Source organism: Streptomyces sp. SudanB52_2052, from assembly GCF_964272415.1.
Lineage (GTDB): Bacteria > Actinomycetota > Actinomycetes > Streptomycetales > Streptomycetaceae > Streptomyces > Streptomyces olindensis.
The window spans coordinates 3,610,677-3,627,095 of sequence record NZ_OZ186796.1; the positions used below are offsets into that span (position 1 = coordinate 3,610,677).

The window sequence follows — 16,419 nt, forward strand, 5'->3', positions numbered from 1 at the left end:
TCGTGCTGCTTGAGCAACTGACAAGCGACTTCCCAGGCGCCCCGGGCCGACAAGGCCCGGGGCGCCTGTCGTCGTCCGGGCCCTGTCGCCTCGGGGCACCCCTTGACGACGAGGAGCCCCTCCCATGACCGCCATCGACGTGACCGGCGCCCGTACCCCCGAGGCCGCCGACGTGATCACCGGCGCGCGCGAGCGGATCGACGCGCTCGACGACCGGATCATCGGCCTGATCCAGGAACGGGTGGCCGTCTCCGCCGTCATCCAGGAGGCCCGGATCGCCTCCGGCGGCCGGCGCGTGAACCTCTCCCGCGAGATGGAGGTGCTCGGCCGCTACAGGGAGGCGCTGGGCAAGCCGGGCACGGCGCTCGCGATGACGCTGCTGGAGCTGTGCCGCGGCAAGATCTGACCGCGCCGCCCGGGGAATCCGCGTTCGCGGGACACACCTCCGTACCGCCCTCACCCGTACGGCGCGTGACCGCCCCCCGGGCCGCCTCGCTGGTCCCGGTGTCCGTGCCAGCCAGGCGCGGGCCCGAGAGAACCACGCGTGGCTCACTGGAGCGATGAGACGTACGGATCGTGCCGTGCGTCGTGGGACCTCGCTCCAGGGATGTGACCGGACGGCAGGGGACAGCAGCCCGGTCACCCAAGAGAACGGTCGGCTCCGGGGACGCCCGGGGCCGACCGGCGGACCTTGCAAAAATGCACAAGGCTGGGTCAAACGGTTGCGGGCGCCGCGTTCATCCAGCACGATGCGTACACAGCCCAAGTCCCTCGGCGGGCACCCGCATTGCCCGACTGCCAGAGGTCGAGACCAGCGGCGCAACCCCCCGGCGCCGCTTCCAGGCACCGGCGCTGCCCTGACGTCGGTGCTGACGAGAAGAAGGGCCCCGCGGCTCCACCCCGCGGGGCCCTTCGCTCTGCTCACCGAGCCCCTCGCTCTGCTCACCGAGCCCTTCGCTTGCTCAGGTGCGGGTCACCGTCCCGCAGTCGCCGTCGTCGCCGTCGTCGATGTCCTTGCTCCGGTCGTACGGGTCCGTCGCCGGACCGCTCGGGTCCGCGCCCGTCGGGGTGCGCGACGAGAACTCCGGGTGCAGGTAACCGTCGTAGACGAAGCAGGACGAGTTGCCGATCTCCTGGTCGTACTCCAGGAGCAGCAGTCGGCCCTGGGTGACCTGGTACCGCGCCGGGTCGGCGAGTTCGACCTCGACGACCCGGCGCACGATGGTGCGGGTGACCTCGGTGGGGCCGTCCGCCCGCACGACGGGGTAGACGAAGGTGTAGTCGGCGCGCACCGCCACACCCCCGTGCGTTCCCTTCTCGAACGTCATGCGCCCGCGCGTCTTGATCACGTCGCCGACGGGTCGCACCTCGTCGGGGTCGAAGCGGCTGAACAGCGTCACCGGGTCGTGCTCGCGGCTCGGGGAACGCAGGGCGGTGTCGAGTTCGTCGAGGAGCTTCGGCTGCTTGGGGTCGAGCACGGCCAGCGCGGGCCCGGGGCGTCCGCCCCGCACCGTCTTCGGGTCGAGGTTGGCGCCGACCAGCAGCTTCTTCGTCAGCTTCAGCGCCTGTTCCACGCGGTCCGCGGGGACCGAGCCGACGGCCTTCGCCGCGGGCAGGACGATGCCGGCCTCGCCGTCGGCCCAGCGCAGGGCTGGGGAACCCGCGAACGGCTCGTCCAGGGTGGGGGTCTCGGGGTCCGGCCCCGCGGGCGGGGCGGTCGGCGCCGTGGTCTCGGCGGGCAGGGGCGAGGCCTCGGCGGCCTGGGACTCCCCGGTGCCGAAAGGGTCGCCGGGCAGCAGCGACGGCTTCAGGGCCACCACCGCCACGGCGACGGCGACGGTCACACCGAGGGCCGTCCACAGCTTGCGCCGCCGGGCCGCACGGCCGTTGATCTCCTGCCAGGCGGGGCCGGTACGCCACCCGGGAGGCACCTCGCCCCGGGCCTGCTGCCCGCGCAGCCGCTCGGTCACCATGCGCGCCCGCGCGGACGGCCCCTTCGGGGCGGAAGAACGGATGTCGCGCTCGGTGTCGCGGGTGAACTGCTCCCAGACGTCGTCGGGGATCTGCGAGGCCGACGGCTGATCGTCGGACGGCTTTTCAGACACGGGGTCCAGATCTAAGCCGGTGGCAAGCGCCTTCACAAGAAGGTCTTGAGTGTGACTCAGCCCACATAAGAATTCTGTGAATGTCAGCGCAACCATTCACAGGTTTCACGGATCAAACCTCGCGAACCAAGGGCCACACCCGCGCCCCACACGCGGAGGCCTCCCCCAACGTTCGTACCGCACCCCGCGGTACGCCGGACTTTCCGAGGTCTTCATGAAGCTTCGCCGCGCCATGGCAGCAGCGGCCGCCACGGCGGTCATAGCCCCGGTGGCACTGCTCGCGGCACCGGCCGCGTACGCGACCGACGAAACGACGCCCACGCCGAGCGCGTCGGTGAGCGAGTCCGCTCCCGAGACGTCTCCCTCGCCGTCGGTGAGCGAGTCCGCTCCGGAGACGTCGCCGTCGCCGAGCGCGTCCGCGAGCGAGTCCGCTCCCGAGACGTCGCCGTCGCCGAGCGCGTCCGCGACCGAGTCCTCCCCGTCGCCCTCCGCGTCGGAGCCCGAGGAGTCGGAGTCCCCGGACCCCGAGCCCTCGATCTGTGAGGACACCAAGGTCGACGTCAGCATCTCCGGTCTGCCCGGCAAGATCGCGGCGGGCAGCGGCTGGCACAAGTTCTCGCTGAACGTGCTCAACAACTCCGACTCGACGCTGAACGACCTCGACTTCTTCGCCGGGGCCTCCCCCGACAAGAACGGCGAGGAACTGTTCTCCAGCAAGCAGGTCCAGCTCCAGGCCTGGGACCCCCAGGACAAGATCTGGGTCGACCTCAACGAGGGTGGCTACGCGGTCGGCTACGTCGGTTACACCGACGAGCTGAAGCCCGACTACGAGGTCAACATCCCGCTGCGCCTCAACGTCAGCAAGTCCGCCCCGGTCGGCGCCGGCTTCTCGCTCGGCGCGACGATCTACGGCGACAACGACGCCGAGTGCACCGGCTTCGGCGACGTGTCGTACAAGTTCCAGATCGTCGCCGCCGGCACGGACACCGACGGCACCAAGCCGCAGGAAGGCGGCAAGGCGCCCGTCACCGACGAGAAGCCGAGCGGCAACACGCCGGAGGTCACCGGCAGCCTCGCCGAGACCGGCTCCAGCTCCGCCCTGCCGATGATCAGCCTCGTCGGCGGTGCCGCGGTCGTCGCCGGTGCCGGCGCGATCTTCGTGGTGCGTCGCCGCAAGGCCGGCGCGGAGGCGTAAGACGCAGCGCCCCCGCAAGGGGCGACGCCAAGCAGAAGAGGGACCTGCGCTCGGAGGGGGGTGCAGGTCCCTCTTCTGCTGTCCGCCGACGGTCAGTTCCTCGGCTTCCGCCGTCCGCCGCCGGTCAGTTCCTCGGCTTCCGCCGTCCGCCGCCGGTCAGTTCTTCGGCGGCACCGACGGCAGGCCCAGGAACGGCAGCCGCAGCGCGCCGAACGCCTCCGCCGGGACCGCCGGGGACTTCGGCTCGACCGGCTGCAGACGCTCGTAGGCGGCGCCCTGCTTCGGCCGCGGGTCGGGCTCGCCCTTGTTGGGCCAGTACGACATCGCCCGTTCGGCCTGGGCCGTGATGGTCAGGGACGGGTTGACGCCCAGGTTGGCGGAGACCGCGGCGCCGTCGACGACCGAGATGCCGGGGTGGCCGTAGAGGCGGTGGTACGGATCGATCACGCCGGTCTCGCGGGAGGAGCCGATCGGGCAGCCGCCGAGGAAGTGGGCCGTGAGCGGGGTACCCATCAGTTCACCGACGTTGGAGCCGGCGAAGCCGTTGATCTCGGCGGCCAGCGCCGACGCGCTCTCCGTGGCGGCCTTGATCTGCTTCGGGTTGGGGGCGCCGTGGCCCTGGCGGGCGGTGAGCAGGCCGCGGCCGGCACCCGACGGCTTCAGGTACGTCGTCAGGGAGTTGTCCAGCGACTGCATCACCAGGCCGATGATGGTCCGCTCCGACCAGCGGCGGTTGGACAGGGAGCGCAGCACCAGCCAGGGGTGTTTCGCCGCGTGGGCGAGGAAGCCCAGGACCCGTGAGGTGCCCGAGTTCGTCCCGGCGTAGGGGACCTGGAGGATGGACAGGCCGCCCATCGAGTTGGAGCCCTTGCCGTAGCGGACCGGCTCGATGTGGGTGCTGGCGTCGGGGTGGATGGAGGACGTGATGGCCACGCCCCGCGTGAAGTCGACCTTCGGCGCGCCGTGGGCCTTGCGGTAGCGCCGGTCGTCGGTCTGGGCGCCGACCAGGGCCTCGGAGTTGGTGCGGGTCAGCTCGCCCAGCCGGTCCGAGATGTACGGCAGCTGGCCGCCCGCCTTCATGCGGTGCAGCAGGGTCTGGGTGCCGTAGGTGCCGGCGGCCAGGACGACCCGGCGGGCCGTGTAGGTGCGGCCCTTGCCCTTGCGGCGGTCGTCGGTGGGGAGGGTGGCGACCGCGTACCCGCCGCGCGAGTCGTCGGTGACCGAGACGACCGTCGTCAGGGGGTGGACGACCGCGCCGGCCTTCTCGGCGAGGTACAGGTAGTTCTCGTTGAGGGTGTTCTTCGCGCCGTGGCGGCAGCCGGTCATGCACTCGCCGCACTCCGCGCAGGCCCTGCGGGCCGGTCCCGCCCCGCCGAAGTACGGGTCGGGCACCTCCTGTCCCGGCTCGGCCTTCACCGTGCCGTCGGCGTCCTCGCCGTCGCCGAAGAAGACGCCGACGGGCGCGAGGTGGAAGGAGTCGCCGCAGCCCATCCGCTCGGCGGCCGCCTTCAGATGGACGTCGGACGGGGTCATGGTCGGGTTGAGCCGTACGCCGAGCATGCGCCGGGCCTGGTCGTAGTACGGCTTCAGCTCCTCCTGCCAGTCCGTGATGTCACGCCACTGCGGGTCCTCGAAGAACGGTTTCGGCGGGACGTAGAGGGTGTTGGCGTAGTTGAGGGAGCCGCCGCCGACGCCCGCGCCCGCCAGGACCATGACGTTGCCCAGCAGGTGGATGCGCTGGATGCCGTACATGCCGAGTTTCGGGGCCCATAGGTAGTTCTTGAGGTCCCAGGAGTTCCTGGGGAGGGTCTCGCGGGTGAAGCGGCGGCCGGCTTCGAGGACGCCTACCTTGTAGCCCTTCTCCGTGAGGCGCAGGGCGGTCACGGAGCCGCCGAAGCCGGAACCCACGACGATGACGTCGTAGTCGTAAGCGTCCTGAGGCACGTGTTCTCCTCGTCGAGTGTCCGTGCGGGCCGGTGGTGGAGGAAGGGCGTCTACCGGAACCCGAACGCCTTCATCAGGCGGAGGCTCCTGCTCATGAACCGGGCGTACTTCTCGTCGTCCATGCCCAGGGAGGGGGCCATCGGAAGGACCCGCTGGTGAGCGACCGTCTGGGCCTCGGTGTACTTGAGGATGCCCTCGGAGCCGTGGCGGCGGCCGAGGCCGGAGTCCTTCATGCCGCCCATGGGCGACTGGGCGCTGCCGTACGCGGGGGCGTAGCCCTCGTTGATGTTGACCGTGCCGGTGCGCAGGCGGGCGGCGACCTCATGGCCGCGCCGGGCGTCCTTCGTCCAGACCGAGGAGTTCAGGCCGTACGCCGTGGCGTTGGCGCGCTCGATGGCCTCGTCCTCGCTCTTGAAGCGGTAGACGGAGACGACCGGGCCGAAGGTCTCCTCCGTGCAGACGGACATGTCCGTGGCGACGCCGTCGAGGATCGTGGGCTCGAAGAAGTACGGGCCGATGTCCGGGCGTGCCACACCGCCCGCGACGACTGTCGCTCCCTTGGCGACGGCCTCCTCCACGTGCCGGGTCACGGTCTCCAGTTGGCGTTCGCCGACCAGGGAGCCCATGTCGGCGCCGTACGCCAGGGACCTGCCGAGGCGCATCGCCTTGGTGCGGGCGGCGAAGCGCTGCAGGAAGGCGTCCGCGATCGACTCGTGGACGTAGAGCCGCTCGATGGAGATGCAGAGTTGGCCGGCGGAGGAGAAGCAGGCGCGCACGGCTCCGGCCGCGGCCTTCTCGATGTCGGCGTCCTCCAGCACCAGCATGGCGTTCTTGCCGCCGAGTTCGAGGGAGACGCCGACCAGCCGGGCGGCGGCGCCCTGGGCGACCTCGCGGCCGGTGCGGGTGGAGCCGGTGAAGGAGACGTAGTCGGCGTGCCGGACGACCTCGGGGCCGACGACCGGGCCCTCGCCGAGCACGACCTGGAAGACGTCGGCGGGCAGGCCGGCCTCGATCAGCAGGTCACGGGCCCAGAGGGCGGTCAGGCAGGTCTCCGTGTCGGGCTTCATGACGACCGCGTTGCCCGCGACGAACGCGGGGAGCGCGTCGCCGACCGACAGCTCCAAGGGGTAGTTCCAGGGGGCTATCTGGCCGACCACGCCACGGGGGTGGCGCAGTTCGGTGACCTTCGTGAGGGTGGGCATGGCACCGGCGTGCCGCTTCGGCCGGAGGTAGGCGGAGGCCCTGCGTCCGTAGTGCCGGGCGGCGACCGTGACGGCCTGGACCTCCTCGTGGGCGTGCAGGCGGGCCTTGCCGGTCTCCAGCTGGATCAGGTCGAGCACCTCGGCCTGGCGCTCCAGCACCAGGTCGTGGAAGCGGAGCAGGACGGCGGCGCGCTGCCGCACCGGGGTCTGCGCCCACACGGCCTGGGCGGCGCGGGCCAGTTCGAAGGCCCTCGCCACGTCCTCGGGCGTCGACTCGGGGAGGTCGGCCAGCTTCTCACCGGTGAACGGCGTGTGATTGGCGGTACGACCGGAGCCCACCACGCCCTTGGTGAGCTGGGCGACCAGCTCGGGCGTCACCACGTCGGCGGCGGTGCGGGCGCCCTCCGGGGCGGGGGCGAGGGGGTTCGTACCGGTCTGTGCCGTGCCGGTCTCTGCCGTCTTCTCGGCGGCCTGCGCGTCCGTCATGAGGCGCAGGGTATGCCGCGGCGGAGCCTTTGGGTACCCGTCGGTAATACGGCTTCACCGACTGCACACACGACGCCAGTGGCTGCTGGCAACAAACGTGCTGATCAGGGCGTGGGGCGGTGACAGACCGGTGTGATTCAGCCTTCGACGATTCCGAGGCGGTCCCGGGCGCCCTGGAACAGCGAGGTGCCCTCCTGCTCCTCCGGCGTGCCCTTGGGCATGTCGACGCGCAGTTCGTACATGCGGCCGTCGTCGGTGCGGATCATGACCTGCATGACCCGCCGGGTGTCCTCGTCCTGCTGGTAGGTGGTGTCGGCGATGGCGGCGTCGTAGGCCTGGACGCTGGTGCGGGTGTACTGCGTGCGGGCCTTCTCGCCCCAGGTGGCGTGCGCCTTCCGGGCCTCGTCCATCGGGGAGCCCGGGGCCCGGTCCCAGAGGAGGAGGCGGACCTGGACGGTGCCGCCCCGCGCGTCGCCGTAGAGGGCCATGCGGGGCTGGTCGGTCGCGCTGCCGGCTTCGGCGAGCCGACGGTAGTCGGCGGGGAGGTGGAGCACCGCCGACAGGTCCGGCTCGCGGTGCGCGGTCCACGGGCCGCCGGGGCCGGGGGCGGTGGGGGCCGGCGTGGTGCCGGCGGGGTGTTCGGTGGTGTCCGCGTTGCTGGTGTCGGCGAGATGGGTGGCCGTCCCGAGGCCACCGACGAGCAGGGCGCTCAGCAGGGCGAGGGGGCCGGGGCGGAGGAGGTGGTGGTGCTTCGCCTGTGCCGTCGTTCCGTCCGCGAGTCGCGGCGTGCCGGTGTCCTCCGCCGACTCCGGTATGTCCTCGGCCTCCTGGACCCGCTCCGGCACCGGCTCGGTCACGGAACGCCACTCCGGCACCGGCTCGGTCTCGGGCCGCCGCCCCGGCACCGACTCCGTCACGGGCCAACGCCCCGTCACCGACTCCGTCTCCGGCCGCCGCCCCGGCACCGACTCCGTCACGGGCCGCCGCCCCGGCTCCCGCTCCGTCTCCGACCGCCGCCCCGTCACGGCCTCCAGCGCCTTCGCGACCTCCTCGGCGTCCGGCCGCTGTTCGGGGTCCCGCGCCAGCAGCCGTACGATCAGCGGCCCGAGCGGTCCGGCCTGCTCCGGTTCGGGCGGCTCGGCGGCGAGGATCGCGGCGAGCGTGGCCTCCGGCGTGGTCCGGCGGAACGGGGACGCGCCCTCCACGGCGGCGTACAGCAGGACGCCCAGGGACCACAGGTCGGAGGCGGGCCCGGCGATCCGGCCGGACACCCGCTCGGGGGCGACGAACTCCAGCGAGCCGACGGACTCCCCACTGGCCGTCAGGGAGTCCTCGCCCTGCACATGGGCGATGCCGAAGTCGGTGAGGACGACGCGCCGGTGCGGGCCCAGCAGCACGTTGGCGGGCTTGACGTCCCGGTGCACGATGCCGACGGAGTGCGCGGCGCGCAGGGCGCCGAGGACCGCGAGGCCGATACGGGCGGCTTCGGGCACCTCGACGGGGCCGCGCCGGAGCGTCTCGTGCAGGGACTCGCCCCGGACCAGCTCCATGACGATCCAGGGGAGTCCGTCGAGCGCCTCGGCCGCGTCGAGTTCGTCGGGGCCCGTGGGCCGCGGGCGGTCGTCCGGCCGCTCCGCCTCGACGACCACGTCGTGGATGGTGACGGCCGAGGGATGGTCGACGCGGGCGGCGGCGCGGGCCTCGCGGTGGAGGCGGTGGGCGGTCCTCCGGTGGTTCTCGTCCTCCGGTTCCCCGGGCAACCGGGGCTGTTTGACGGCGACTTCGCGCTGGACGAGCTCGTCACGGGCCCGCCAGACGGTGCCCATCCCGCCGGAGCCGATACGCTCGATCAGCCGGTACCGCCCGCCGACCAGCCGGCCCTGGGCGCCCAGCCCGCCCCCGTCGTTGCTCATGCCCCATCAGTACCCTGCGAGGCACGGGCTTGTCGACGCGGGGCGGTGCCCGGGCGCCGGTTCAGGTCCCGTCGATGTCCAGGTTCGCGATCGCCGTCCGCGCCACCTCGCGCCCGCGGTCCGTGAAGTCGCCCTTCCCCGGGTAGCTGACGGTGAGTTTGTACATGTCGCCGCCGGAGGTCCGGTAGTAGAACATCCGCAGCTCGCGGGGGCGGGGGTTCTCGGTGTCGTCGGTGTCGTAGACGACGGTGTTCTCGGCGGCCTTCTTCCCCCGGTAGGTGGTCACCTTGGGGTCCGTGTCCGGGTTCTCCGGCATGTCCAGGTTGTAGTTGCCGCTGTCCTTGAACTTGCTGTCGTCGTCGTACATCTCGGCGGCCGCGGAGCCCGCGATGGCGCTGCCGGTGTCCTCCGCCTTCCTGTCCAGGGTGAGGCCGATCCAGATGCTGCCGCTCCAGTCGGTGTACGTGACCCAGTGCCCCTGGTCCGTCTGCCGGTCGGGCACGGTCCGCTGGTAGCCGTCGGGGACCGCCAGCGACGCGGCGAGGTCCTTCTCCTGGCGGACCTTCCAGCCCTCGGGCAGCGGCCCGGCGAACGGGTCCGCGACCACCAGGTACGCCGTCACCGCGGCGGCGACGACCGCCGCGGCGAGCCCCGCCCACGCCGGGCGGCCGAGCCGGACGCCCCGTCCGCCACCGCCCGCGCCGGGTGCCCGGTCGGCCTGTGCGGCCTGGGTGGGCGGCTCGGCGGGCGGGTTGGCGGCCGATTCCAGCAGGGCACGCACCTGCGCGGCGTCCGGTCTGCGGGCCGGGTCCTTGTGCAGCAGGCCGTTGATGGCCTCGGCGAGCGGGCCCCGGGCGGACATGGGCGGAGCGGGCGTGGCGTTGAGGACGGACTGGAGCGTGGCGGGGGTGTTGCTGCGGCGGAACGGTGAGACGCCCTCGGTCGCCGCGTACAGCACCACGCCCAGGGACCACAGGTCGCCCGCCGGGCCCGGGCGCTGGCCCAGCACGCGCTCGGGCGCGATGTACTCGGGGGAGCCGACGAAGCCGCCCGTGTCGGTGAGACTGGTCTCGCCCTCGATCTGGGCGATGCCGAAGTCCGTGAGGACGACCCGGCCGTGCCGGCCGAGCAGCACGTTGTCCGGTTTCACGTCGCGGTGCAGGATGCCCGCGGCGTGCGCGGCCTCCAGCGCGCCGAGCACCTCCAGGCCGATCCGGGCCGCCTCGCGGGCGGGCAGGGTGCCCTCCTGGAGCGCGTCGCCCAGCGAGCGGCCCCGCACGAGCTCCATCACGATCCAGGGCCGGTCGTCGACGACCGCGACGTCGTGGACGCCGACCACGGCCGGGTGATCGAGCCGGGCCGCGGCACGCGCCTCGCGGCGCATCCGCTCGAAGGCGTTGGCACGTTCGCGCTCGGGAAGGTGCTCGGGGACGCGGGGCTCCTTGACGGCGACCTCCCGGTCCACCGTCTCGTCCTTGGCCCGCCACACCGTGCCCATGCCGCCGTGTCCGAGCTTGGCGATCAGCCGGTAACGCCCGGCGATGAGGCGCCCGGCCCCGGGATCCGTGGCGGTCGCCACCGCCGCGGCCGGCTGGGGCGGCACGACCTGGGTGGGTGTCGCGTACGGATTACCGGGTACCGGTTCCGGCGCCTTCGGCGGTTGCAGAACAAAACTCGTCGGCTCGTCGGCCTCGGCTCGGGCTCCCCCATCGCTGCTCATGGGCTCATCCCTATCGCGCCAAGCGCTTCCGTTTCCACCACGGACGCGAGCAGTCACAGACCCGTGACTTCGGAGGCCGCCTATCCGCGCCCGGAGGTGCTGGGGGTGGCGGACCGGGTCGCGGGTGTCTCGGGTGCCGAACTCGTGGGCACGGGGCCGCCGTCGCCGTCGCCCTCGCCCCTGAGCAGCGCCGCCGCGGAGACCCCCGCCCCGGCCATCGCGGCGACCAGCAGCGCGGCGACGAGCACCCGCCGCGTGGGCTGCCGGAGGAACGGCTCCTCCCGCGGGTCTCCCGGGACGGGCCCGTCCGCCGCCGACCCGGCCGGTTGCCGGTCCGCGCTGTCCTGCGGCGGTGCGAAGGACCGTGCGCGCGGCGCGTCCGTCGGCACGTACCCGGGCGGCGGCGCCTGCGGCGTACGGCCCGTGTCGCGGAAGGCCCGCAGCATCCGCTCCGCCCGGTCCGCGTCCAGCCGCCGGTCCGGATCGCGTTCGAGCAGACCGCGTACGACGGGCAGGAGCGGCCCGGCCTGCACGGGCGGCTGGATGTCGCCGACCACGACCGCGTGCAGGATGCCGCCCAGCGAGTCGCGGTGGAACGGCGATTCCCCGCTCAGGGCCGCGCACAGCAGCGCGCCCAGCGACCACAGGTCGGACTCGGGCCCGGTCCGGGCCCCGGACATCCGCTCGGGCGCGGTGTACTCGGGCGAGCCGACGAAGGAGCCGTTCTCGGTGAGCGTGGGGGCGCCCTGCACCTGGGCGATGCCGAAGTCGGTGAGGACGACCCGGTCGGTGCCGGTCTCCAGCAGGACGTTGTCCGGTTTGAGGTCGCGGTGCAGGACCCCGGACGCGTGGGCGGCCCGCAGCGCGCCGAGCAGGGCGATGCCGATGCGCGCGGCCTCGGCGGCGTCGACCGGGCCGCTGCCGGCGAGCCGGTCGGCGAGCGAACCGCCCTCGATCAACTCCATGACGATGTACGGGCGTTCCTCGTGCTCGACGACGTCGTGGACGACGATGATGTGCGGATGGCTCAGCTGGGCGACCGCCCGGGCCTCGCGCAGCGTGCGGTCCCGCTGCCGGCGTGCCTCGGCCGCCGAGAGCGTTTCGTCGTAGGGGAGTTCCTTGACGGCCACGCCCCGGCCCAGCAGTTGGTCGGTCGCCCGCCAGACCACGCCCATGCCACCGCGCCCGAGCCTCTCCTCGAGCCGGTAACGGCCCGCGATGACACGCATGTTGTGCCTCTCGGTCCCCATACGGCCATCATGCCCCACCGGACGGGACCGCTCCGGGGCGGCGACCTGCGGGTGGCCGAAACCGACGGCCCCGGGTCAGAACCCCGGCCGCGTCAGGAGGTCTTCTCCTGCCAGCCTTGCAGCAGCGAGGTGAACTGCTTGCGGGCCTTCGCCCAGTCCGACGCCGGCGCGGACATGTAGAGGGCGTACTCGGTGCCGTCGCGGGCGATGTACGTCTCCTCGATGGCGCGGCGCGGCCCGGGGAACTTCGTGTCCTTCGCCTGCGCGGTCCAGGTGTACTCCCACACGGCGCTCTCCCGGTCCCGGTAGATGCTGCGCTTCAGCGTGAGGCGCTGGTAGTGGACCAGATCCTTGAGCTGCTGTTCCAGGTCGAGCTGGTGGGCGTACGGGTCGCCGAAGTCCGGGGAGGTGTCCACGGCGATCCGGACGAAGTGCCGCCCGCCGTCGGGTGTGTAGTCGATCTGCTTGAGCTCGCCCTGCGGTCCGAAGGGCTGACGCTTCCAGCCCTTCGGCAGGTAGAGGCTGAAACCGGCGGGGTCGTCGCGGCGGGTCCAGCCGGCGGGCACGGATCCGCCGGGGTGTGCCGTGCTCTGCGGGGCGACGGTCGAGCCGGACTCGGCGCCCGGTGTCTGCCGGCCCTCGTGCCACTGCTGCAGCACCACGGCCGTGCCTCCGCCGATGATGGCCGCGAGCGCCACGACGAGGGCGAGCGTGCGCAGTCGGCGGCGCCGTCCCGGGCCGCCGGGCCGCGGCCCGGTCGCCGTCGGGGCGGCCAGGGTGGGGTGGCCCGCCGGAGTGCCGGCCGTGGGTGTCCCGGCGGCCGGGGTGCCGGCCAGCGGCGGGAGCGGCGTGCGGGTGTGGGACGCCGAGTGGGAGCCGGCCGGGCCGGTGCCGCTGTGGGCCTCCTGGTACGGCGACGTCCCTCCGTACTGCGTCGGGACGTAGGCCTGCGCCGCGTTCGGCCGTCGTCCCTCCGCCGCCTCGGCGAGCATCCGCTCGGCCTCGGAGGGGTCGGGCCGGCTCGCGGGATCCTTGCGGAGCAGGGCGGTGATGACGGGCGCGAGCGGACCGGCGTGCCGGAGTTCGGCGGCCTCCTCCTCGACCACCGCCTGCATGGTGGTCAGCGGGGTGGTGCGGCGGAACGGGGACCGGCCCTCCACCGCCGTGTAGAGCGTCGCACCGAGCGCCCACAGGTCGGAGGACGGGCCCGGGTCATGGCCGCGCACGCGCTCGGGGGCCAGGTAGTCGACCGAGCCGACGACCTCTCCGGTCCGGGTGATGGTGGTGTCGCCCTCGATCTGGGCGATGCCGAAGTCGGTGAGCAGGACCCGTCCGTCGCGGCCGAGCAGGACGTTGCCCGGCTTGACGTCACGGTGCAGGACACCGGCGGTGTGCGCGGCGCGCAGGGCCCGCAGCACCCAGAGGCCGATGCGCGCCGCCTCGCGCGGCTCGACGCGCCCCTCCTCCTTGACCGCGTCGGCCAGCGAGCGGCCCTCGACCAGCTCCATCACGATCCACGGGCGGCCGTCGTGCTCCAGCACGTCGTGCACGGTGACGACGGCGGTGTGGCTGATCCGCGCGGCCGCCCTGGCCTCCGCCCGGGTCCGCGCCAGCAGGATCGCCTGCTCGCTCTCGGAGACGTAGAGGGCGGCCGTCAACTCCTTGATGGCCACGGACCGGTGCAGCACCTCGTCATGTGCACGCCATACCCGACCCATGCCGCCACTGCCGATGGAGTCGGCCAGCCGGTAGCGGCCCGCGACGAGCAGGCCCTGCATCTGATTCACGTTGCCCCGCAATGGTCTTGACAGGGTCAGCGTAAGGACCCGCTCCTCCTCAGGGAACAAGCGGGGTACCACGGTGACCGCACTGTGACGGTTGTGCCCTGTGGGACATTGAGGGAACAGTGAGGCGAACGTCGGCGCCCGACGGACACCTCAGAAGATCATTTAGATCATTTCGTCGCCCGGTACGTCGCCGCCGCCTGCTCGTACAGCCGCGTCACCTCGTCCCGCTCGGACTCCGGTCCGCGCACCTGGACCACGTGGTACCGCCCGTCGACCAGCATCGCGAGATTGCGCACATACAGCTCGCCCCCGTCCTCGCCGGTCCAGGTGAACTGCCCCTCGGCCATGGTCCGGCCACCGACCTCGATCGTCTTCAGGCCCGTGGAGGTGGCCCAGCTGGAGTCGCGGTACGGCTGCAACTCGCGCTGCCGCTCCCGCTGGTAGGCCATCGGGTCGCTGCCGTACTCCGACGCGCTGTCCCGGCCCGGTACGACGATGAGCTCGAAGTCGCCCTTCGCGTAGACGACCTGGCCGTTTCCGTTCCCCGGGGTGCGGTCCCAGCCCTTGGCCACGGCGACCTGGAAACCGGCCGGGTCCTTGCGGAGGGTGAAGCCGTCGCCGACGTCTGGACCAGTGGTCTGGGTCTCGCTGGAACCGGCCGACGTCGACGGGCTCTTCTCCGGCCCGGGCGACGTCTGGTCGGGGCGGGGCTCGCTACTGGCGTCCGGCTCGGGCGCCTGGCTGACCTCGCCGGCGGCACCGGTGCGGTCCGCGCCCTCCGCGCCGCCGGTTCCCGACTTGGGCATGAAGAGCGCGGCGTAGGCGATCGCGGCGGCCATCGCGAGCAGGACCAGCAGGAGCAGGGTGCGGCCGAGGCGGTGCGGCGAGCGGGACTCCTTGGCCCGCTTGTGCCGCCCGTGGTGCGCGGGCAGCCCGGCCCGCCGCCTGCGCACGAGCTCGCCCCGGCGGCGTACGACGGGCAGTCGGCTGGCGTCGGCGGGGGGCGCCGGGACCACGTGCAGCCCGGCCTCCGGCTCCGGCGCCGAGCGCACCAGCGACCGCAGCCAGCCGCGCAGTTCCTCGAAGTCGAGTCGCTCGGTCGGGTCCTGACGCAGCAGCGACTCCACGACCGGCCGGAGCGGCCCGCACTCCTCGGCGTACGCGGGCGGTTCCGCGCACACCATCTGCACCAGCTCGGCCGTCGACTCCTCCGGGTAGGGCGCGTGCCCCTGCACGGCCCGGAAGAGCAGCGCGCCGAGCGCCCACAGGTCGGTCGCCGGGCCGATCGGAGCGGCCAGCTGCCAGTTCTCGTGGACGGGTCCGGCCTGCTCCGGCGCCCAGCGCTCGGTCACCGGCCCGACGACCGCCATCCGCGCCTGCCGGGCCCGCTCGGCGGCCAGGGCCGTGGCCGGACCGCGCCGGGGGGCGGGGGTGTGGGCGACCAGGTCGTCCCACCGGGTGGTCGCGGAGCTGTCCGAGGCCGGGGGGAGGGCCGCTTGCTCCCGGTCCTGCGCCGGGGGCGCGTCGCCCGTTCCGCCGCGTGGCGTGGCGCCGTGCCAGGCCGTCGTCCGGGGGCTGCCGCCCACGCCGTAGGGGTCGGCTATCCGCCCCGGCGGGGCCGCCTCGGGTCCCGTGCCCTGACCGGGGATGTACGGGGACTGCGCCGAGCCGTTGCCGTGCGGCGCGGGCCCGCCGTCCGGGGCGGGGCGGGCGCCGGGCAGCGCCGCCCGGCCGTTCTGCTGCGCCTCCTGGACCCGGGCGGCAGCCCGGGCACCCGCCCGGTAGGCGGCGATCGCCCCGGCGCGCGCGGCCCGCGGGTCCCCGCTGTCGTCCACGCTGCGACGCGCCGGAACGGCCGGTCCCCCGCCGGTGTCGGCTCCGGCCGCCGGCAGCCCCCTGGCCTCCCGTGCTTCTATGGCGGCCCGTCGCGCGGCCTCGGGATCCCCCGAGCCACCGATCCCACCGGGGCCACCGGGGCCACCGATCCCGCCAGGGCCACCGACATCGGCCGGACCGCCGGGCCCGCCGAACCCGGCCGGACCACGCCCGCCGGCCGGACCGCCCACGCCGTTGACCAGTCCGGCGGAACCACCGGACCGCCCCGGGCCCCCGGCCGGTTCCTCCCCTTGCTCGGACTCCTCGAAGGCGGGAGGCGGCACCGGGTCGTACCCGCACAGCGCCTCTTCCGCCGCTCCCACCGCCAGCCCGGTCAGCATCACCCGGCCGTCGTCGCAGACGAGCACCGTCCGCGCGGTGATGTTCCGGTGCACCCAGCCGTGGGCGTGCAGCACCCGCAGCGCCATCAGCACGTCGGAGGCCACCTCGGCCGCCCGGTACGGCGTCAGCGGCTTCTCGGCGAGCAGCGCCGCCAGCGGGCGCGCGGCCACCAGCTCACTGACGATCCACAGCGAACCGCCCTCGGCGAACACGTCGAAGACCTGGTCGAGCCGGGGATGGTCGGGGATGGCCGCCGCGGCCTGCGCCGCCTCGACCGCGCGTCGCACCACCGGATCCGGGGGCCGCCGGGTGCCCGGCCGCGCGCCGGGCCGCCGCGCGCCCCCGTCCCGTGCCGTGAAGCCGTCGGGCAGGCCCTCCGCGTCGAGGACCTCCGCCTCGACCACCTCCGGCAACGGGACCTGCCTGACCAGGACTTCCTGCCCGCTGTAGGTGTCGAAGGCCCGGGTCTCGGTGAGTTGGTACTCGTCGGACGGCGGCAGCGGCAGGCGGTAGCGGTCGGCGAGTACCCGTCCCGCATAGTCGTCCACGTTGCCTCCCCCGGCAGCCTGGTCGGTCACATCCGTTCGCCCCACGGTCCGT

At 73.5% G+C, this 16,419-nt stretch carries 10 protein-coding genes; 2 read left to right on the top strand and 8 right to left on the bottom strand.

Annotated elements, in window-relative coordinates; genetic code table 11:
- Window positions 1–124: 124 nt before the first annotated feature.
- The gene (locus tag ACSUPV_RS15790; RefSeq protein WP_031119955.1) at window positions 125–406 is read left to right on the top strand and encodes a chorismate mutase; all 282 of its coding nucleotides are present in this window, start codon (window positions 125–127) and stop codon (window positions 404–406) included.
- Window positions 407–962: 556 nt separating this feature from the next.
- Here ACSUPV_RS15790 and ACSUPV_RS15795 read toward each other — a convergent pair.
- Complete coding sequence (locus ACSUPV_RS15795) at window positions 963–2,105, bottom strand: hypothetical protein (RefSeq protein ID WP_436947709.1); 1,143 nt, start codon at window positions 2,103–2,105, stop codon at window positions 963–965.
- Window positions 2,106–2,319: 214 nt separating this feature from the next.
- Between ACSUPV_RS15795 and ACSUPV_RS15800 the strand changes: the two genes are divergently transcribed.
- Window positions 2,320–3,300 (top strand): LAETG motif-containing sortase-dependent surface protein, encoded by a 981-nt coding sequence (locus ACSUPV_RS15800; RefSeq protein WP_037766996.1) that lies wholly within the window; start codon window positions 2,320–2,322, stop codon window positions 3,298–3,300.
- 156 nt (window positions 3,301–3,456) lie between these two features.
- Here the strand turns inward: ACSUPV_RS15800 and ACSUPV_RS15805 are convergent, their stop codons facing one another.
- From ACSUPV_RS15805 to ACSUPV_RS15835, 7 genes are all read right to left on the bottom strand, one after another.
- On the bottom strand, window positions 3,457–5,244 hold the full coding sequence (locus tag ACSUPV_RS15805; RefSeq protein ID WP_037766993.1) for a GMC family oxidoreductase N-terminal domain-containing protein: 1,788 nt from the start codon (window positions 5,242–5,244) through the stop codon (window positions 3,457–3,459).
- A gap of 50 nt (window positions 5,245–5,294) precedes the next feature.
- Entirely contained in the window at window positions 5,295–6,932 is a 1,638-nt protein-coding gene (locus tag ACSUPV_RS15810) for a succinic semialdehyde dehydrogenase (RefSeq protein WP_031119960.1), read from the bottom strand.
- Window positions 6,933–7,069: 137 nt separating this feature from the next.
- Entirely contained in the window at window positions 7,070–8,845 is a 1,776-nt protein-coding gene (locus ACSUPV_RS15815) for a serine/threonine-protein kinase (RefSeq protein ID WP_436947710.1), read from the bottom strand.
- A gap of 61 nt (window positions 8,846–8,906) precedes the next feature.
- A complete protein-coding gene (locus ACSUPV_RS15820) occupies window positions 8,907–10,565 on the bottom strand; it encodes a serine/threonine-protein kinase (protein WP_382617207.1) in 1,659 nt (552 codons plus the stop codon).
- A gap of 80 nt (window positions 10,566–10,645) precedes the next feature.
- On the bottom strand, window positions 10,646–11,815 hold the full coding sequence (locus tag ACSUPV_RS15825; protein ID WP_436947711.1) for a serine/threonine-protein kinase: 1,170 nt from the start codon (window positions 11,813–11,815) through the stop codon (window positions 10,646–10,648).
- A 92-nt stretch (window positions 11,816–11,907) separates the two neighbouring features.
- The gene (locus tag ACSUPV_RS15830) at window positions 11,908–13,593 is read right to left on the bottom strand and encodes a serine/threonine-protein kinase (RefSeq protein ID WP_037767024.1); all 1,686 of its coding nucleotides are present in this window, start codon (window positions 13,591–13,593) and stop codon (window positions 11,908–11,910) included.
- Window positions 13,594–13,769: 176 nt separating this feature from the next.
- Complete coding sequence (locus tag ACSUPV_RS15835; protein WP_436947712.1) at window positions 13,770–16,367, bottom strand: protein kinase; 2,598 nt, start codon at window positions 16,365–16,367, stop codon at window positions 13,770–13,772.
- Window positions 16,368–16,419 lie beyond the last annotated feature (52 nt).